Source organism: Cupriavidus alkaliphilus (genome assembly GCF_900094595.1).
Taxonomy (GTDB): Bacteria; Pseudomonadota; Gammaproteobacteria; order Burkholderiales; family Burkholderiaceae; genus Cupriavidus; species Cupriavidus alkaliphilus.
The window spans coordinates 333,950-352,905 of the sequence record NZ_FMAD01000002.1 but is presented as its reverse complement, the minus strand read 5'-3'; the positions used below and the strand labels follow the sequence as shown (position 1 = coordinate 352,905).

Genomic DNA, 18,956 nt, shown 5'->3' with positions numbered 1-18,956 from the left:
GCCCGCCTACAGTATGCCGAACCCGCCTCGCGGGCAAGTCCCGTCCCCGACAACGACAGCGCCCGCCCGACCTGGCTCGGCCGCGGCCCAAGGAGCCCAGCACCATGCAGCAACAGGAACTCGTCGCCGCCCAGTTCGGCGCCACCGCCAGCGCCTATCTCACCAGCGCGGTCCACGCCAGCGGCGCGGACCTGCAGCAACTGAAGGACGAACTGGCCGCGCTGATTCCCGCGGCCAACCGCGCGCGCAGCCGCGTGCTCGATCTCGGTTGCGGCGCCGGCCATGCCAGCTTTGCCGCCGCGGCGGTGGCGGGCGAGGTGACCGCTTACGATTTGTCGGCCGACATGCTGGCCGTGGTCGAGGCCGCGGCGCGCGAGCGCGGGCTGGCCAACGTGCGCACCCGCCAGGGCGCGGCCGAGCAACTGCCGTTCGACGATGCCAGCTTCTGCGCGGTGGTGTCGCGCATGAGCGCGCACCACTGGCGCGACGTGCCGGCGGCGCTGACCGAGATCCGCCGCGTGCTCAAGCCCGGCGGCAAGGTGGTGCTGATCGACATCGCCGGCGCGCCGGACCCGCTGCGCGATACCTGGCTGCAATCGGTCGAGTTGCTGCGCGACCCTTCGCACGTACGCGACTACACGCCGGCGGGCTGGCGCGCGATGTTCGAAGCCGCGCGTTTTGCCGCGGATGGCATTGCCGTATCGGGGACTTGGCGCATCGGCATCGATTTCGACAGCTGGGTGCAGCGCATGCGCACGCCGGCGGTGGCGGTGGACGCGATCCGGCACCTGTGGCAGGTCGCGCCAGCGGAAGTGCGCGAGCACTATCGCGTGCAGGCAGACGGCAGCTTCGAGCTGGAAGCGGTGATGGTCACCGCGCGCTGACCGGATCTGTCCGGACGCAGGCGCTTCAGCGATTCAGGCCGCGGCGCTGATCGTCGGCGCCTCGGCCCGAACCGTCAGGCGCCGCACCAGCTCCCACACCGCCGCCGCGGCCGGCGACAAGGAGCGGTCCTCGCGCCGCACCATGACGATGCTGCGTTCCTCGCGCGGCACCAGCGGGCGCCACACCAGCGGGGACGCCGCCGGCAGCGGCAGCGAGAACGACGGCAGCACCGACGCGCCGATGCCGGCCTCGACCATGCCGAACACGCTGGCCGAATGGCCCAGCTCCTGCACCACGTGCGGCACCACGCCATGGCGGCCGAACACGCGGTCGATCAGTGGCCGGCTGCCCGAGGCGAAGTCCAGCAGCACCAGCCGCATCCCATGCAGCGCCGACCACGGCACCGATTCCGCCTGCGCCAGCGGATGGTCGCGCCGGCATACGAAGCAGAACGGGTCGGTCGCCACCGGCTCCACCAGCAATCCGTCGCGCACCAGCGGGTCGATCAGCACGCCGAAGTCCACCGCGCCGGCGCGGACCTGCTCCAGCCCGTCGGCCTGGACGTTATCGCGCACGGTCAGGCGGATTTCCGGATATTGCGCGGCGCAGGCGGCCACGTAGAGCGGCATCAGGCGGGCGGAGATGGTCGGTGCACCGGCTATTACTACACGGCCGCGATAGCGCTCACCGAGCTGCCGCGTTTCTTCGAGGGTGTCGTCCAGTTGCCCGAGCAGTCGCTCCAGCGCCGGTGCCAGCGCATGGCCGGCCTCGGTCAGCACCACTTCGCGCGTGGTGCGGTCCAGCAGGCGCACGCCGAGCGCGTCTTCCAGCTCGGCAACGCCCCGGCTGACTGCCGGCTGGGTCAGTCCGACGGCGTCCGCGGCCCGGCTGAAGCCGCCACTGCTGGCCACCGCCAGGAACACACGCAACTGACGCAATGTGTAATTCATGCAACAAGCGGATAAATAGATTCTATAAATGAATTTGCATTCTAGACCCGGCTAGCGTCCAATACTAGGCAAAACCCTAACATCGCAGGATTTCACCGCAGTCATGTCCCGTATTGTCCGCAATCTCAAGAAGCTCTATGACCTGATCGACGGCTTTGTGCTCGTCATGCTGACCGCCATCGCCATCGCGCTCGCCGCGCCCGAACTGGGCACCGGCGACGGCCCGCTGCACCTTGGCGTGGTGACCAGCCTGGGCGTGGCACTGGTGTTCTTCCTGCACGGCGCGGCGCTGTCGCGCGACAAGCTGGTGGCGGGCGCGAAGCACTGGCGCCTGCATGTGTTCGTGCAGGTCTTCACCTACGTGGTGTTCCCGGTGGTGGGCGCGCTGCTGATGCTGTCGCTGCGCAATACGCTGCCGGCCGACCTGCTGCTGGGCGTGTTCTTCCTGTGCGCGCTGCCGTCCACGGTGTCGTCGTCGGTGGCCATGACCTCGATGGCGCGCGGCAATGTCTCGGGCGCGATCTTCAACGCCACCATTTCGGGTCTGATCGGCATGCTGGTGACGCCGCTGCTGATGGGGCTGGTGATCAGCGCCAGCGGCGCCTCGATGCCGCTGGGCAAGGCGCTGACCGGCGTGGCGCTGCAGCTGCTGCTGCCGTTCGCGCTGGGGCAGCTGCTGCGCCCGCTGATCGGCAGCTGGCTCGCCAAAAAGAAGCACATCACCAACAAGATCGACCGCGGCGTGATCGTGCTGATCGTCTACTCGTCGTTCTGCGACGCCACCGCCGAAGGCCTGTGGCACCAGTACCAGTGGCAGACCATCGGCGCGGTGATGGGGATTGCCGCGGTGCTGCTGTTCGTGGTGCTGGGCTTCACCACGCTGACCGCGCGCCGCCTGGGCTTTGCGGTCGAGGACGAGATCACCGCGGTGTTCTGCGGCTCGAAGAAGAGCCTGGCCAACGGCATCCCGATGGCCAAGATCCTGTTTGCCGGCCATCCGGCGCTGGGCTTGCTGGTGCTGCCGCTGATGGTCTACCACCAGCTGCAGCTGATCGTCTGCTCGGTGATCGCGTCGCGCTATGCCAACCGCGATGCGCTGCTGGAGGACCAGGCCACGGCGCGTGCCTGAAGCCCGCCGCCATGAAAAAACCGGGGCATGCCCCGGTTTTTTTGTGCCTGCCGCCCGCGCGGCGGGTCAGACCGACGGATTCTTCGACAGCGGCGGATTGCGCGCGAAGTACGAGCGGATGCCCTTCAGGATGGCATTGGCCAGCTGTTCCTGGTGCGCGTTGTCGTTGAGCTTGCGCTCTTCTTCCGGATTGCTGATGAAGGCGGTCTCGATCAGGATCGAGGGAATATCCGGGGCCTTCAGCACGGCAAACCCGGCTTGTTCGACGTGGGCCTTGTGCAGCTTGTTGATGCCGCCGATCTCGCCCAGCACGGCCTTGCCCACCAGCAGGCTGTCGTTGATCTGCGCGGTGGTCGACAGGTCCAGCAGCACGCGCGCCACCTGCGCATCCTTGTTGCCCATGTTGGCGCCGCCGATCAGGTCGGAGGCGTTTTCCTTGTTGGCCAGCCAGCGCGCCGCGGTACTGGACGCGCCGCGCTCGGACAGCGCGAACACCGACGCGCCGCGCGCCTCGGGCGACAGGAAGGCGTCGGCGTGGATCGACACGAACAGGTCTGCCTGCACGCGGCGCGCCTTCTGCACGCGCACGTTCAGCGGCACGAAGAAATCGGCGTCGCGCGTCATCATCGCGCGCATATTGGGCTGGGCGTCGATCTTGGCGCGCAGCCGGTGCGCGATCTGCAGCACCACGTCTTTCTCGCGCGAGCCGGCCGCGCCGATCGCGCCCGGGTCTTCGCCGCCATGGCCGGGGTCGATCGCCACGGTCAGCAGGCGGCGCATCTTGAACGGCCGCTCGGCGGTGGGATTGTCGCGCGCGACCGGCGGCACCACCGGCGCGTTCGGGGCCGGCACCGGCGGTGCCGACGGCTTCGGCCGGGCCGCGGCCACCGGTGGCGGCAGTGGCGCGGTGGTGGGCGGCATCTCGCCCTTCTCGTCAAAGCGGCGCACCAGCGCGCCGATGGCGTCTTCCTCCGCGCCGGCCGGGGCGCCGGCGATGCCTTCGGCGCCCGGCGCCGGGTCGGATGTCGCAAAGCGGCGCTGCTTTTCCTCGGTGTCGCGCACCAGCTTCCACAGCGGGTCGGGCGGGTTGACCGGGTACAGGTCGAACACCAGCCGGTTGCGGTAGCTGCCGATGGGCGCCAGCGTGAATACCTGCGGCGCCACGTTTTCCTTCAGGTCGAACACCATGCGGACCACGCGCGGGCGGTTCTGGCCGACGCGCACGGTCTGGATATACGGGTCGTTCGGCGTGATCTTGGCCACCAGCTCGCGCAGCGTGGGCGACAGGTCAAGGCCGTCGATGTCCACCACCAGCCGGTCGGGGTCGCGGATCATCTGGTGCACCGCGGCCAGCGGCGTATCGGATTCGATGGTGACGCGGGTGTAGTCCTCCGCCGGCCACACGCGCACCGCGACGATGCCGGCGCCGAACGCGATCTGCGGACCGGCCAGCGTCAGGACGGCGGTGCCCGCGCCCAGCTTCAGTGCCTGCGCCATCCATTTGCGGCGCGCCTGCAGCAGGCCGTCGGGTCCATCGGGGCGGTCGGTGGCAAGTCGCTTGATCAGCATGCGTTCAGCAAGGTAAGTCCAGTGGGAGTATAGGCGCGCATCGTCGCGATCCGCCGCTCGCGGGTGTCATCGGCGCCGGCCATGTCCGATTGGAGCAACACGTGCAGGTCGGGTTCCCCCAGCAGGCGCCCGGCCTTTTCCGGCCACTCGACCAGGTTGAAGGCCGGTTCGGCGAAGCAGTCGCGAAAACCCGCGTCGAGCCACTCTTCGGGATCGGCAAAGCGGTACAGGTCGAAGTGGTAGACCGTCAGCGGCGAGCCGTCGGCGCGAGCGACGTCATAGGGCTCGCACAGCGTATAGGTAGGGCTGCGGACCTTGCCCGCATGGCCCAGCGCGCGCAGCACTGCGCGCGACAGCGTGGTCTTGCCGGCGCCCAGGTCGCCGGACAGCTGCACATGCACCGTGCGCGGCGGCATCGCCTGCACGGCGGCGGCCAGCGCGGCGCCCAGGCGCGCGGTGGCGGCTTCGTCGGGCAGCGTCAGGGTACGTTCTTCGAGCAAGGGCATTGCGTACAATTCAGGAATGATCGACCGAGTCGCCCCGGGGCAGGCGGATGCGCCGCCCACACCAGTACCAGACACCAGCGGCCATGCGGCCGCGGGCCCGGGGGAGCTTGCGGCACTGGCCGCGTCGATCCGCGCATGGGGCGCGGCGCTGGGCTTTGCCTCGGTGCGCATCGCCGATGTCGACCTCGCGCACGCCGAGCCCGGACTGCTGGCCTGGCTGGCGCAGGGCTACCACGGCGACATGGATTATATGGCCAACCACGGCCTGCGGCGCGCCCGTCCGGCGGAACTGGTGCCCGGCACGGTGCGCGCGATCGTGGCGCGCATGCCCTATGTCCCGGTCGCCGGCGCGCACGCGCAGGCCGCCGACTGGCGCCGCCACGAGCTGGCGCGGCTGGACGACCCGGCCACCGCGGTGGTGTCGCTGTACGCACGCGGACGCGACTATCACAAGGTGCTGCGCAGCCGCCTGCAGCAGCTGGCCACCCGGATCGAGGCCGAGATCGGCAAGTTCGGCTACCGCGTCTTTACCGATTCGGCCCCGGTGATGGAAGTGGCGCTGGCCAGCCAGGGCGGACTGGGCTGGCGCGGCAAGCATACGCTGCTGCTGGACCGCGATGGCGGCTCGATGTTCTTCCTCGGCGAGATCCTGGTCGACATCCCGCTGCCCGCCGATCCGCCCGAGTCGGGCCATTGCGGCAGCTGCCACCGCTGCCTGGACATCTGCCCCACGCGCGCCATCGTCGCGCCCTACCGGCTGGATGCGCGCCGCTGCATTTCCTACCTCACCATCGAGCACAAGGGCGCGATCCCGGTGGAATTCCGCGCACCGATGGGCAACCGCGTCTACGGCTGCGACGACTGCCAGCTGGCCTGCCCGTGGAACAAGTTCGCGCACGTGGCCACGGTGCCGGACTTCGACGTGCGCAATGGCCTGGACGCACCCGACATGGTGGCGCTGTTCCAATGGACCGAAGCGGAATTCAACCAGCGCCTCGAGGGCAGCCCGATCCGCCGCATCGGCCACGAGCGCTGGCTGCGCAACCTGGCGGTGGGACTGGGCAACAGCCTGCGCACGGCGCTGTCGGGCATGCGCGCCGAGGACGCGGCACTGGCCGCGCGCATCCGCGCCGCACTGCTGGCGCGGCGCGAGACCGCCACGCCCATGGTGCAGGAACATATCGACTGGGCCCTGGCGCAGGGCGGGCCGCCGGCGCAACCGGGCGGCTGATCTCCAACCGCCCCGCTCGGATCAGCTCACCAGCGCCAGCCACAGCGGCGTGGTGACGATCGCCGCCACCGTCATCAGCGAGATCGTCGCCGCCACCATCGGCCCGTTGCCGCCCATGCGCACGGCCAGGATGTAGGCACTGGAGGCGGTCGGCAGCGAGGCGTACAGCACCACGATCTGGTACTGCAGCGCGGTCAGCGGCAGGTGCCGCCCCACCAGCCATGCCACGCACGGCATCGCCACCAGCTTGACCCCGGTCCACCACGCCACCGGCCCGGCGGTGCCGGTGGCGCCGCTCATCTGCAGCCCGGCGCCCACCGTCATCAGGCCCAGCGCGGTCGACGCCGAGCCCAGCCGGTTCAGCGTCATGCCCAGCACCTCGGGCGCGTGCAGCCCCATCAGGTTGGTCGCCAGGCCGCCGGCGGTGGCCAGGATCAGCGGATTGCGCGCCAGTTCCTTCCACAGCGCGGCCTGGCCATGCCGGGCCAGCGCCCACACCGCGGCCACGTTGCACAGCGGCACGGTACAGCCGACGATCAGCGCCATCAGCGCCAGGCCTTCGGAGCCGCCCAGCCGCGCGGCCAGCGCCAGCCCGATATAGGAATTGAAGCGGAACGCGGTCTGCAGCCCCGAGGCAAAGCTGACCGGGTCCGGGCGCAGCACCCATTTGACGGCGTAGCCGCCGGCCAGGCCAGTAGCCAGCACCAGCAGCGCCAGCCCCAGCATGGCCGAGGTCGACGAGAAATCGAGCACCGCGGTATTGGTCGACTGCAGCAGCAGCGCCGGGAACAGCACGAAGTAGACCAGCCGCTCCACCCCGCCCCAGAAGGCGCGGTCGAAGGGGGAATAGCGCACCAGCAGCCAGCCGATCAGGATCAGGCTGAAGTCCGGGACCAGCAGGAGGGCGGAAGACATCTGGGGTTGTAGTTGTGGTGGCAGTGGCATGGCGCTGCAACTGCCCGCGCAGCCGTCGCACAGAAGCAGCGGCGCGGAGAGATAACGGCAACAAAGCCGGAATGTGCAGACTAGGGCAGATACGGATAGGTATTTTTCCAGATTTCGGGCAGCATGGCATGCCAAGTTGTACGCCTGCCGCCATGTTGTCCCGCATCCGTTCCGCGCGCACGCGCGTGGACACCCTCCTCCGCTCCCGCTTCCGCCCTGGCTTCCGGCCGGGCCGCCGCCTGCGCCTGGCTGTCGTGCTGGCGGCGCTCGGCGCCGTGGCCGTGGTGCATGCCGTGCCGGGGCCGGCGCGCGCGGTCGAGATCGCCGGCGTACGCTTCGACGATGCCGCGCGCGTGGGCGGCAAGGAACTGCAGCTCAATGGCGCGGCGCTGCGCACCGGCTTCCTGACCAAGGGCTACGTGGCCGCGCTGTACCTGGAGGAAAAGGCCCGCAACGCGGCCGTGGTACTGGGCACCTCCGGCGCCAAGCGGCTACAGTTACGCATCCTGCGCGAGACCGAGCCGCCGGCGGTGGTGCGCGCGATCCGCCAGGGCATGCGCGACAACCACAGCGAGGCGCAGATGCAGGGCCTGGCGGCGCGGCTGGTACAGTTCGAGCGCACCCTGGGCGAGATCGGCACCGCGCACAAGGGCGATGTCATCAACCTGGATTTTTCCCCGCAGACGGGGACGGTCGTCGCCATCAACGGCACGCCGCGCGGCCGGCCGATTCCCGGCGAAGACTTTTACCAGGCCCTGCTGCGGGTGTTCCTGGGCGAACGCCCGGTCGACGCCGGCGTCAAGCGCGGCCTGCTGGGCGGCTGACCCAGATTACGCTGCCGACGCACCGCCCGACCTGTGGCACTGCGACGGTTTTTTTGCTTCCGGGCGGCACCCTGCCCGGATTTCTGACGGGAGACATGATCTCATGCAAGCTGGCAAACTCGCACTGACCCTGGCCCTGGCGGCCGCCGCCACCGCGGCGCAAGCCCAGAGCTACCCCACCAAGCCGATCCGCCTGATCATTCCGTTCGCACCCGGCGGCACCACCGACATCGTCGGCCGTGGCGCGGCGGACCAGATGAGCCGCATCCTGGGCCAGCCGGTGGTGGTGGAAAACCGCGCCGGCGGGGGCGGTTCGATCGGCGCCGACGCCATCGCCAAGGCCGCGCCGGACGGCTACACCATCGGCATCTCGACGGTCTCGACCATGGCCGTGAACCCGGCCTGCAACCCCAAGCTGTCGTACGACCCGATCAAGGACTTCAAGCCCATCACCAACCTGGCCAACGTGGCCAACGTGATCGCGGTGAACCCGAGCTTCCCGGCCAAGGACTACAAGGAGTTCCTGGCCGTGCTGAAGGCCAACCCGGGCAAGTATTCGTACGCATCGTCGGGCACCTGCGGCTTCGGCCACATGCTGGGCGAGCAGTTCAAGGTCTCGACCAAGACCTTCATGGTCCATATCCCGTACCGCGGCGCGGGCCCGGCACTGAACGACGTGCTGGCCGGCCAGGTGCCGATCATGGTCGACAACCTGCCGTCGTCGATGCCCTACATCAAGGCCGGCAAGCTGCGCCCGCTGGTAGTGGCCTGGAACAAGCGGCTGGACTCGCTGCCGGACGTGCCGACCTTCGGCGAAATGGGCCTGAAGGAGCCGAACGATCCGGCCTGGTACGGCCTGGTGGCGCCGGCCGGCACGCCTGACGAGGTCATCAAGAAGCTCAACGAAGCCGCGGTCAAGGCCCTGCAGGACAAGGACTTCCAGCAGCGCCTGCGCACCGCCGGCGCCGAGCCGTCGGGCAACACGCCGGCGCAGCACGCGGCCGAGATCAAGAAGGAATTCGACAAGATGAAGAACCTGGTCAAGGTGCAGAACATCAAGCTGGAGCAGTAATCCGGCCGGTGTGACACCAACCGCCAAAGGGCCGCCGCAAGGCGGCCTTTTTTCTGCCCCCGCCAAAAAGCACTAAAATCCAGCATTCGCCCCAGCCTGACCGCCATGCCCGCCACCTACGACGCCATCCTTACCGCCCCGTTCGGCAAGATCGGCGTGCGCACGGACGGCGCGCGCATCCGGGGCATCGTGTACCTTCCCGGGCACGTCGAGGCGCTTGCGCCGGCCGATGCGCTGACGCAGCGGCTCGCGGCGCAGCTGGCGGCCTATTACGACGATCCCGACACCGCCTTCGACGTGCCGCTGGCCGCCGCCGGCAGTGCCTTCCAGCAGCGCGTGTGGCAGGCCATCTGCGCCGTGCCGCGCGGCGCGACCACCACCTACGGCACCATCGCCGAAGCCATCGGCGCGATGCCGCGCGCGGTCGGCCAGGCCTGCGGGCAGAACCCGTTCCCGATCCTGGTGCCATGCCATCGCGTGGTCTCGGCGCGCGGCATCGGCGGGTTCTCGCACCATGCCGAGGACGGCTTCTACCTCGACGTCAAACGCTGGCTGCTGCGCCATGAGGGCGCCATGCTGATATGAGCGGCGCCCCGGCGCCAGCCGAGCTCACCGCCGTCGCCAGCGCTGCCGACGTGGCCCTGGTCAGCCGCTTCTGCGATGCGCTGTGGCTGGAAGACGGGCTCTCGCGCAACACCATCGATGCCTACCGGCGCGACCTGACGCTGCTGGCGCGCTGGCTGCAGCAGGAGCAGCGCGGCGAACTGCTCGGCGCCGACGACGGCGCGCTGTCGGCGTACTTCAGCGCGCGCCATACGCAGACCCGAGCGTCGTCGGCCAACCGGCGCCTGGCGGTGTTCCGCCGCTTCTACCAGTGGGCGCTGCGCGAGCACCTGGTGCAGACCGACCCCTGCCTGCTGCTGCGCCCCGCCAAGCAGCCGCCACGCTACCCCAAGACCCTGACCGAGGCCCAGGTCGACGCGCTGCTGGAGGCGCCCGACACCGAGACCCCGCTGGGCCTGCGCGACCGCACCATGCTCGAGCTGATGTACGCCAGCGGCCTGCGCGTGTCGGAACTGACCCAGATGAAGACCGTCGAGATCGGCCTGAACGAGGGCGTGGCGCGCGTGGTCGGCGGCAAGGGCGACAAGGAGCGCCTGGTGCCGTTCGGCCAGCAGGCCGGCGACTGGCTGCGGCGCTACCTGGCCGGCGCACGTCCGGTGCTGCTGGCCGGGCGCGCCTGCGACGCGCTGTTCGTCACGCAGCGCGGCGAGGGCATGACGCGGCAGGCGTTCTGGCACCTGATCAAGCGCCATGCGCGCGACGCCGGCGTGCATGCCCCGCTGTCGCCGCACACGCTGCGGCATGCCTTTGCCACGCACCTGCTCAACCACGGCGCCGACCTGCGCGTGGTGCAGCTGCTGCTGGGCCACGCCGATATCTCCACCACCCAGATCTATACCCACGTTGCGCGCGAGCGCCTGCGCGAGCTGCACCAGCAGCACCATCCGCGCGGCTGAGCGGCACTGAGCGACCCCATCGCCATGAGCAAGAACAAGCACGTGTCCGAAACCCCTGCCACCCAGTTCCTGCGCAAGCAAGGCGTGGCCTTCGGCGAACACCCCTATGACTACGTCGAGCATGGCGGCACCGGCGAATCGGCGCGCCAGCTGGGCGTGCCCGAGCATGACGTGATCAAGACCCTGATCATGGAAGACGAGCGCGCGCAGCCGCTGGTGGTGCTGATGCACGGCGATTGCTCGGTCTCGACCAAGAACCTGGCGCGCCAGTCCGCGCGCAAGAGCGTGCAGCCGTGCAAGCCCGAGGTGGCGCAGCGGCACAGCGGCTACCTGGTGGGCGGCACCTCGCCGTTCGGCACCAGGAAGCGCATGCCGGTGTTTGTGGAAGCGACCGTGCTGGAGCTGGCGCGCATCTATATCAACGGCGGGCGCCGCGGCTACCTGGTCAGCCTGGATCCGAAGCTGCTGCCCGCGCTGCTCGACGCCCAGCCGGTGCAGTGCGCGCTGCCGGACTGAACTTGCCAGCCGCGTGGCGCCGCTTCAGACCGAAGCAAGCCTCCACGCCAATCCGGGTAGTCACGGTCGTGGCCAGGCCCCCGCCGCGCTACAATCGCGCCAGCCTGAAAACATCCCACTCCACATGGCCAATCTGCTTTTTGCCCTTGCCGCCTACCTGATCGGCTCCGTTTCCTTCGCTGTGGTCGTCAGCAAGCTGATGGGGCTGCCGGATCCGCATTCCTACGGCTCGGGCAACCCCGGCGCCACCAACGTGCTGCGCACCGGCAACAAGAAGGCGGCGATCCTGACGCTGATCGGCGATGCCCTGAAAGGCTGGCTGGCGGTCTGGCTGGCGGCGCGTTTCGGCCCGGCTTACGGCCTCAACGACACCGGCCTGGCCATGGTGGCGCTGGCGGTGTTCCTCGGCCACCTGTTCCCCGTATTCCACCGCTTCGCCGGCGGCAAGGGCGTGGCCACCGCGGCCGGCATCCTGCTGGCGATCAATCCGATCCTGGGCCTGGGCACGCTGGCCACCTGGCTGATCATCGCCTTCTTCTTCCGCTATTCGTCGCTGGCGGCGCTGGTGGCGGCGATCTTCGCGCCGTTCTTCCATGTGCTGATGAACGGCGTCGACGTGATGGCCGGAGCGATCTTCGTCATCAGCGTGCTGCTGATCGCGCGGCACCGGCAGAACATTGCCAAGCTGCTGGCGGGCAAGGAAAGCCGGATCGGGGAGAAGAAGAAGGTTTGAAGAATTGACGCAAACGGCTGCGCGCGACCACATGCGGCCGGTTTGCTCCCCTCTCCCGCACGCGGGAGAGGGAGCAGGCAAGCGATCATCGGGCCACAGCCGCCCGCATCAAGCCGTAGCCGCCCCAAACAGCATCTCCACCCTCAACCCGCCCCCCTCGGCATTCACCAGGTTGAGCTTCCCCCCCGCCTGCCGCACCAGCCGGTCGACGATCGCCAGCCCCAGCCCGGAGTGCGCATTACCGCCGCGCGCCGGGTCGAGCCGCACGAACGGCAGCGTGGCGCGTTCCATGTCGTGGTCGGGAATGCCGTCGCCCTGGTCTTCCACCACCAGCATGTAGCCGTCGGGCGTGCGCGAGGTCGCGATGCAGACCGGCGGCTTGCCATAGGCGTAGGCGTTGTCGACCAGGTTGCCGACGATGCGGTCCAGCTGCGTGGCGATCATGCGGAAGCCCTCGCCCGCGCCCAGCGACAGCACCACCTGGCGCTCCTGCTCGGCCAGCGAGGCGGCCAGCTCGTTGACGCGCCGGTCCACCGGCACCGGCCGCGCGGTGGACTCGCTGGTCTGCGCGAAGCTCAGGAACTGCTCGACGATGGCCGCCATCGAATCGACGTCGCGCGTGACCCCGGCGGCGGCCTTGGGATCGGCCAGCATCTCGGCGCGCAGGCGCAGCCGCGCCAGCGGCGTCTTCAGGTCGTGGGCGATGCCGGCCAGCATGGTGTTGCGTTCCTGGTCGATGCGCGCGAGGTCGGCCACCATGCGGTTGAAGCGCTCGATCAGCTGGCGCAGCTCGTGCGGGCCGCGCTCGCGCAGCGGCGGTACGGCGTGCTGGCGCGACAGCAGCGCGGCCGCGTTGGCCATGTCGCGCACCGGGCGCTGGATCTGCCACGCGATCAGCACGGCGAACACGATCGCCACGCCCACCACCAGCATCACCCCCGGCACCAGCCGGTTGTCCGGCGGCGGGTTGTGGACCCACAGGATCGGCATCGCGATCCAGTCGGCGCGGTCCGGCAGCTTGATCCAGATGCGCGGCGTGGTCTCGTCCTCCAGCCGGATCTCGGTGCCTTGCGGCAGGCGGCTGATGAACTGCTCCACCAGCCGGCGCGAGCGGCCGCCCTTGGGCGCGGTGGCGTGCTCGTCGGCATCGGCGGTGTTGGCGGTTTCCACCAGGCTGGGCAGCTTGGCGGGCGGGCGCGCATCGAGCGCGCGCTCGATGCTGTCGAGCTGGAACAGCATCTGCTCCACCGAATAGTCGACCTGCTGCTGGCGCCGGTCCATGCGCAGGATGGCCAGCCACGAGAAATGGCTGATCACCAGCACCGCGGCGATCAGCAGCGCAATGCGGCCGAACAGGGTATCGATACGTCGCAACTTCATCGGAAAGCAGGTCCTCGCCGGGGGCTATTCGTGGCGCCGGCGCCGGGTTATTCGGGGAGGCCCGCGGGAATCTCTTCCGCTTCGTCGGGCACGAAGGTGTAGCCGCGGCCGCGCACGGTCTGGATATAGCGCGGGCGCTGCGCGTCCTCGTCCAGCAGCCGGCGCAGGCGCCAGATCTGCACGTCGATGCCGCGGTCGCTGATGCCGCTGGCGCTGCCGTACATCAGCTCGACGATGCGCTCGCGCGACAGCACTTCGAGCGGATGCATCAGCAGCAGCTTGAGCAGCGCGAACTCGGTATCGCTGATCGACAGCGCCTGGCCGGCACGCGTCAGCATGCGCTGGCGGAAGTTGACGCGGAACGGCCCGAAGGCCACCGACTCGCGGTCCTCGGGCGCCGCCGCCGGGCGCGCCAGCTTGCGGCGCAGCACGGCGTTGATGCGCGCCAGCAGCTCGCGCGGCGAGAACGGCTTGCCGAGATAGTCGTCGGCGCCGATCTCGAGGCCGACGATGCGGTCGATCTCGTCGCTGCGGGCGGTGAGCAGGATCACCGGGATATCGTCGTTCCGGGCGCGCAGGTTGCGCAGCGCGGTCAGGCCGTCGACCTTGGGCATCATCAGGTCCAGCACGATCAGCGCCGGCCGCTCGCGCTCCAGGCGCGCCTGCAGGCCGTCGCCGTCATGCATCACCGAGACCGCGAAGCCCTGCTGGGTCAGGTATTCACGCAGCAGGTCGCGCAGTTCGGGATCGTCGTCGACGACAAGGATCTGGGTAGGCTGGTTCGTTCGCATAGGCACATGATAGTCAGCCCGGGCGGCGCACACGCCGGATCGGCCGGGCGGTATTGTTTCCGGAGGTTACACCCGGGCCGCTGGTAATCCTCTGTAATAAAAGCGCCGGGCGCCGAAATACGGGCGTCCGCGCCCGCACATTATCCTTGCCGCATGACTTGCCGTCAGCGCCGCCCGATGCGCGCCGCACGGCACGCGCCGGCACGCCGGCGGCCCTTGCGCGCGCTGCCCCGCCGGGCCGGCCGGCGCCCATGGCGATGCGGCATACTGCGGCATCGTCACTTGCCAGCAGAACATGACGGTGCGCCGCGCGCACCGTTTCCAGGATTGCGTACATGTCCAACCCCGAACCAGGCCAACCTAACCCCTCCCCCTCCCCGTCTTCGCGCCCGCCGCGCCGGAACCGGCGCCGGCTCTATGCCGGGCTGCTGGTGCTGTTGCTGGCCGGGGGCGGCTGGTACTGGTATGCGCACCGCGGCGACGCCCCCCGGGGCACCGCGGCGGGCCCGGGCGGTGCCAGCGGGCCCGCGTCGGCAGGCCCTGGCGGCCCCGGCGGTCGTGCCGGCATGCCGCGCTCGCCGGTGGTGGTCGCCACCGTGGCCCAGCGCGACATGGACGTGGTCCTGAACGGGCTCGGCAACGTCACCCCGGTCTCGAACGTGACCGTGCGCGCGCAGGTGTCCGGGCCGCTGCTCAAGGTCCTGTTCAGGGAAGGCCAGATGGTCAAGGCCGGCGACGTGCTGGCCGAGATCGACCCGCGCCCGTTCCAGGCCGCGCTCGACCAGGCCGTGGGGCAGCTGGCGCGCGACCAGGCGCTGCTGCAGAACGCACGGCTGGACCAGCAGCGCTACCGCACGCTGCTGGGCCAGGATTCGATCTCCAAGCAGCAGGTCGATACCCAGGACGCGCTGGTGCGCCAGTACGAGGGCGTGGTCAAGACCGACCAGGGCAATGTCGCCAACGCGCGCCTGCAGCTGGGCTACACCCGGATCGTGGCGCCGGTGTCGGGCCGCATCGGCCTGCGCCAGGTCGATCCCGGCAATATCGTCAATACCAGCGACACCAACGGCATCGCGCTGATCACGCAGATCCAGCCGATCGCGGTGATGTACACCATCCCCGAGGACAACCTGCCCTCGGTGCTGAAAAAGCTCAACGCCGGCGAAAAGCTGCCGGTGCAGGCCTGGGACCGCCAGGTGCGCAACCAGCTCGGCGAAGGCGAGCTGCTGACCACCGACAACCAGATCGACACCACCACCGGCACGGTCAAGCTCAAGGCGGTGTTCCCCAACGCCGACGGCATGCTGTTCCCCAACCAGTTCGTCAACGTGCGCACGCGCGTCGATACGCTCCGGGATGCCACCGTGATCCCGGTGGCGGCGATCCAGCGCGGCCAGCAGGGCACCTTTGTCTACACCGTCGACCAAGCCAGCAAGGTCAAGGTGCAGGTGGTCGAGCTGGGGCCCGGCGACGGCACCCGTACCGCGGTGCTCAAGGGGCTCGAGCCGGGCCAGCGCGTGGTGGTCGACGGCGCCGACCGGCTCAAGGAAGGCATGACGGTCGAAACCGTCGACCCGGCGGCGCGCGCCGCCGCGGTGGTGCCGGCCAGCCAGCCGCGCGCGCGCGGGCGGCGCCATCGAGATGGTGCTGGCGGTGCCAGCGCTGCGCAGGCCGATGCCGGCGCGGCGGGCGCTTCGGCACCGCAAGGCGAACGCCGCCGCCAACGCGAAGCCGGCGCCAGCGCACCGGCCGCGCGCACGCCGCAGCAGTAAGGACGCCGCATGAACCCGTCCCGCCTCTTCATCGAGCGCCCGGTCGCCACGGCGCTGCTGATGCTGGCCATCCTGCTGTCCGGGCTGGTGGCCTACCGGCTGCTGCCGCTGTCGGCGCTGCCCGAGGTCGACTACCCCACCATCCAGGTCACCACGCTCTACCCCGGCGCCAGCCCGGACGTGATGACCTCGTCGGTGACCGCGCCGCTGGAGCGCCAGTTCGGGCAGATGCCGGGCCTGAAGCAGATGTCGTCGTCCTCGTCGGGCGGCGCCTCGGTGATCACGCTGCAGTTCGAGCTGACACTGCCGCTGGACGTGGCCGAGCAGGAGGTGCAGGCCGCCATCAATGCCGGCAGCAACCTGTTGCCTTCGGACCTGCCGATGCCGCCGGTCTACAGCAAGGTCAACCCGGCCGACGCGCCGATCATGACCATCGCCATGACCTCCGACACCATGCCGCTGCCCAAGCTGCAGGACATGGTCGACACGCGCGTGGCGCAGAAGATCTCGCAGATCCAGGGCGTGGGCCTGGTCACCATCAGCGGCGGCCAGCGCCCGGCGGTGCGGATCCAGGCCAACCCGGCCGCGCTGGCATCGCTGGGCATGTCGATCGACGACCTGCGCACCGCGATCGGTTCCGCCAACGTCAACGGCGCCAAGGGCAGCTTCGACGGCCCGCAGCGCGCCTCCACCATCGACGCCAACGACCAGCTGCGCTCCGCCGACGAATACCGCCAGATCATCCTGGGCTACAAGAACGGCGCGCCGATCCGCATCACCGACGTGGCCGAGATCGTCGACGGCCCCGAGAACAGCCGCCTGGCCGCGTGGGCCAACGACAAGCCCGCGATCGTGCTGAACATCCAGCGCCAGCCCGGCGCCAACGTGATCGAGGTGGTCGACCGCATCAAGGCGCTGCTGCCGCAGCTGCAGAACGCGCTGCCGGCGTCGGTCCACGTGCAGCTGCTGACCGACCGCACCACCACCATCCGCGCCTCGGTCGAGGACGTGCAGTTCGAGCTGCTGCTGGCGATCGCGCTGGTGGTGCTGGTGATCTTCCTGTTCCTGCGCAATATCCCCGCCACCATCATCCCGGGCGTTGCGGTGCCGCTGTCGCTGGTCGGCACCTTTGGCGTGATGTACCTGGCCGGCTTCTCGATCAACAACCTGACGCTGATGGCGCTGACCATCGCCACCGGCTTCGTCGTCGATGACGCGATCGTGATGATCGAGAACATCATGCGCTACATCGAGAAGGGCGACTCGCCGATGCAGGCGGCGCTGAAGGGCTCGAAGCAGATCGGCTTCACCATCATCTCGCTGACCTTCTCGCTGGTGGCGGTGCTGATCCCGCTGCTGTTCATGGGCGACGTGGTCGGGCGCCTGTTCCGCGAGTTCGCGATCACACTGGCGGTGTCGATCCTGATCTCGGCGGTGGTGTCGCTGACGCTCACGCCGATGATGTGCGCGCGCCTGCTGCACCATGTGCCGGAAGAAAAGCTGTCGCGCTTCCACCGCGCCACCGGCCGCTTCTTCGACAACGTGATCGAGCGCTACGGCCGCGGGCTGGAGTGGGTGCTCGAGCGCCAGAAGGCGACGCTGGTGGTGGCAGTGGCCACGCTGGCGCTGACCGTGCTGCTGTACCTGCTGGTGCCCAAGGGCTTCTTCCCGGTGCAGGACACCGGCGTGATCCAGGGCATCACCGAAGCGGCGCAGACCACCTCGTTCAGCGCCATGGCGCGCAAGCAGGAGGCGGTGGCCAAGGTGGTGATGCAGGACCCGGCGGTGGCCAGCCTGTCGTCGTTTATCGGCGTGGATGGCAGCAACACCACGCTCAACGCCGGGCGCATGCTGATCAACCTCAAGCCCAAGGGCGAGCGCGACCCGATCGACGTGGTCACGCAGCGCCTGCAGCAGTCGGTGCAGAGCCTCGGCGGCGTGTCGCTGTTCACGCAGCCGGTGCAGGACCTGACCATCGAGGACAAGGTCTCGCGCACGCAGTACCAGTTCACGGTGGAAGATCCGGACCCCGAGACGCTCGCCACCTGGGTGCCGAAACTGGTGGAGCGCCTGCGCCAGGAGCCGGAGCTGCGCGACGTCACCAGCGACCAGCAGAACAACGGCCTGCGCGCGTACGTCGATATCGACCGCGACGCCGCGGCGCGCTTCGGCATCACCACCGCGGTGATCGACAGCGCGCTGTACAGCGCCTTCGGCCAGCGGCTGGTGTCGACCATCTTCACGCAGTCGAGCCAGTACCGCGTGGTGCTCGAGACCATGCCGGAATTCCGCACCAGCCCGCAATCGCTGGCCGAGCTGCGCCTGCCCTCCTCTTCCGGCGGACAGGTGCCGCTGGGCGCGTTCGCGCGCATCACCGAGCGCACCGGGCCGCTGGTGATCAACCACCAGGGGCAGTTCCCGGCGGCGACGATCTCGTTCAACCTGGCACCCGGCGAATCGCTGGGCGCGGCAGTCGACAAGATCACCAAGGTGGAACAGGAACTGGGCCTGCCGATCTCGATGCAGACCAGCTTCCAGGGCGCGGCGCTGGCGTTCCGCGCGTCGCTGTCGAACACGCTGTGGCTGATCCTGGCCGCGGTGGTGACCATGTATATCGTGCTGGGCGTGCTGTATGAAAGCACCATCCACCCGGTCACGATCCTGTCGACGCTGCCGTCGGCCGGCGTCGGCGCGCTGCTGGCGCTGCTGGTGGCGGGGATGGACCTGGGCATCATCGCCATCATCGGCATCATCCTGCTGATCGGCATCGTCAAGAAGAACGCGATCATGATGATCGACTTCGCGCTCGAGGCCGAGCGCGAGCAGGGCATGTCGCCGCGCGACGCGATCTTCCAGGCCTGCCTGCTGCGCTTCCGCCCGATCCTGATGACCACCATGGCCGCGTTGCTGGCGGCGCTGCCGCTGATGCTGGGCTCGGGCATCGGCAGCGAACTGCGCCGGCCGCTGGGCGTGACCATGGTCGGCGGCCTGCTGGTCAGCCAGGTGCTGACGCTGTTCACCACGCCGGTGATCTACCTGGCCTTCGACCGCGTGGCGACGCGCGTGAAGGGCTGGCGCAAGCGCCGCTTCGGCGATCCGGAGGAAGGCGGCACGGGCGAGGAGCCGGTCTGAC

At 69.4% G+C, this 18,956-nt stretch carries 17 protein-coding genes; 11 read left to right on the top strand and 6 right to left on the bottom strand.

All coding sequences use genetic code 11. The annotated features are described in order from the left end of the window. The first annotated feature begins 104 nt into the window (after nt 1-104). Nucleotides 105-884 carry a class I SAM-dependent methyltransferase gene (locus GA0116996_RS05135; protein ID WP_092307900.1) on the top strand — a complete coding sequence of 260 codons (780 nt, stop codon included), beginning with the start codon at nt 105-107 and terminating at the stop codon, nt 882-884. A 33-nt stretch (nt 885-917) separates the two neighbouring features. Here the strand turns inward: GA0116996_RS05135 and GA0116996_RS05130 are convergent, their stop codons facing one another. Further along, entirely contained in the window at nt 918-1,835 is a 918-nt protein-coding gene (locus GA0116996_RS05130; RefSeq protein WP_092307899.1) for a LysR family transcriptional regulator, read from the bottom strand. A gap of 103 nt (nt 1,836-1,938) precedes the next feature. Between GA0116996_RS05130 and GA0116996_RS05125 the strand changes: the two genes are divergently transcribed. Continuing rightward, nucleotides 1,939-2,964: a bile acid:sodium symporter family protein gene (locus GA0116996_RS05125; RefSeq protein ID WP_092307897.1), complete on the top strand. Its 1,026-nt coding sequence runs from the start codon at nt 1,939-1,941 to the stop codon at nt 2,962-2,964. Nucleotides 2,965-3,030: 66 nt separating this feature from the next. Here the strand turns inward: GA0116996_RS05125 and GA0116996_RS05120 are convergent, their stop codons facing one another. Together GA0116996_RS05120 and tsaE are read right to left on the bottom strand one after the other, a co-directional pair. Continuing rightward, nucleotides 3,031-4,533 carry an N-acetylmuramoyl-L-alanine amidase gene (locus tag GA0116996_RS05120; protein WP_092307895.1) on the bottom strand — a complete coding sequence of 501 codons (1,503 nt, stop codon included), beginning with the start codon at nt 4,531-4,533 and terminating at the stop codon, nt 3,031-3,033. Then, nucleotides 4,527-5,039, bottom strand: coding sequence for a tRNA (adenosine(37)-N6)-threonylcarbamoyltransferase complex ATPase subunit type 1 TsaE (gene tsaE, locus GA0116996_RS05115; protein ID WP_092307893.1), 513 nt, complete (start codon nt 5,037-5,039; stop codon nt 4,527-4,529). The genes GA0116996_RS05120 and tsaE overlap by 7 nt, the downstream gene beginning before the upstream one ends. A gap of 16 nt (nt 5,040-5,055) precedes the next feature. Between tsaE and queG the strand changes: the two genes are divergently transcribed. Then, nucleotides 5,056-6,270 (top strand): tRNA epoxyqueuosine(34) reductase QueG, encoded by a 1,215-nt coding sequence (gene queG / locus GA0116996_RS05110; RefSeq protein ID WP_092307891.1) that lies wholly within the window; start codon nt 5,056-5,058, stop codon nt 6,268-6,270. Between the two features lie 21 nt (nt 6,271-6,291). Here queG and GA0116996_RS05105 read toward each other — a convergent pair whose 3' ends face one another. After that, on the bottom strand, nt 6,292-7,185 hold the full coding sequence (locus GA0116996_RS05105) for an AEC family transporter (RefSeq protein ID WP_092307889.1): 894 nt from the start codon (nt 7,183-7,185) through the stop codon (nt 6,292-6,294). A 158-nt stretch (nt 7,186-7,343) separates the two neighbouring features. Here GA0116996_RS05105 and GA0116996_RS05100 point away from each other — a divergent pair, with 158 nt between their 5' ends. The 6 genes from GA0116996_RS05100 to plsY all read left to right on the top strand — a co-directional run bounded on the left by GA0116996_RS05100 (nt 7,344) and on the right by plsY (nt 11,880). Further along, entirely contained in the window at nt 7,344-8,039 is a 696-nt protein-coding gene (locus tag GA0116996_RS05100; protein ID WP_092307887.1) for a chalcone isomerase family protein, read from the top strand. Nucleotides 8,040-8,142: 103 nt separating this feature from the next. Then, on the top strand, nt 8,143-9,111 hold the full coding sequence (locus GA0116996_RS05095) for a tripartite tricarboxylate transporter substrate binding protein BugE (protein WP_092307885.1): 969 nt from the start codon (nt 8,143-8,145) through the stop codon (nt 9,109-9,111). Between the two features lie 105 nt (nt 9,112-9,216). Continuing rightward, on the top strand, nt 9,217-9,696 hold the full coding sequence (locus tag GA0116996_RS05090) for a methylated-DNA--[protein]-cysteine S-methyltransferase (protein WP_092307883.1): 480 nt from the start codon (nt 9,217-9,219) through the stop codon (nt 9,694-9,696). Beyond that, nucleotides 9,693-10,631 carry a site-specific tyrosine recombinase XerD gene (xerD, locus tag GA0116996_RS05085; protein ID WP_092307881.1) on the top strand — a complete coding sequence of 313 codons (939 nt, stop codon included), beginning with the start codon at nt 9,693-9,695 and terminating at the stop codon, nt 10,629-10,631. The genes GA0116996_RS05090 and xerD overlap by 4 nt, the downstream gene beginning before the upstream one ends. Nucleotides 10,632-10,655: 24 nt before the next feature. After that, complete coding sequence (locus GA0116996_RS05080) at nt 10,656-11,147, top strand: aminoacyl-tRNA deacylase (RefSeq protein ID WP_092307879.1); 492 nt, start codon at nt 10,656-10,658, stop codon at nt 11,145-11,147. 124 nt (nt 11,148-11,271) lie between these two features. Next, nucleotides 11,272-11,880, top strand: a complete 609-nt coding sequence (plsY, locus tag GA0116996_RS05075; RefSeq protein ID WP_092307877.1) for a glycerol-3-phosphate 1-O-acyltransferase PlsY — start codon at nt 11,272-11,274, stop codon at nt 11,878-11,880. 108 nt (nt 11,881-11,988) lie between these two features. On the opposite strand, the gene GA0116996_RS05070 is transcribed toward plsY, so the two are convergent. Further along, on the bottom strand, nt 11,989-13,260 hold the full coding sequence (locus GA0116996_RS05070) for an ATP-binding protein (protein ID WP_092307875.1): 1,272 nt from the start codon (nt 13,258-13,260) through the stop codon (nt 11,989-11,991). A gap of 47 nt (nt 13,261-13,307) precedes the next feature. Continuing rightward, the gene (locus tag GA0116996_RS05065; RefSeq protein WP_092307873.1) at nt 13,308-14,051 is read right to left on the bottom strand and encodes a response regulator; all 744 of its coding nucleotides are present in this window, start codon (nt 14,049-14,051) and stop codon (nt 13,308-13,310) included. Nucleotides 14,052-14,386: 335 nt separating this feature from the next. Here GA0116996_RS05065 and GA0116996_RS05060 point away from each other — a divergent pair, with 335 nt between their 5' ends. Together GA0116996_RS05060 and GA0116996_RS05055 are read left to right on the top strand one after the other, a co-directional pair. Beyond that, nucleotides 14,387-15,823 carry an MdtA/MuxA family multidrug efflux RND transporter periplasmic adaptor subunit gene (locus tag GA0116996_RS05060; protein WP_092307871.1) on the top strand — a complete coding sequence of 479 codons (1,437 nt, stop codon included), beginning with the start codon at nt 14,387-14,389 and terminating at the stop codon, nt 15,821-15,823. Between the two features lie 9 nt (nt 15,824-15,832). After that, nucleotides 15,833-18,955 (top strand): MdtB/MuxB family multidrug efflux RND transporter permease subunit, encoded by a 3,123-nt coding sequence (locus GA0116996_RS05055; RefSeq protein WP_092307869.1) that lies wholly within the window; start codon nt 15,833-15,835, stop codon nt 18,953-18,955. Nucleotide 18,956 lies beyond the last annotated feature (1 nt).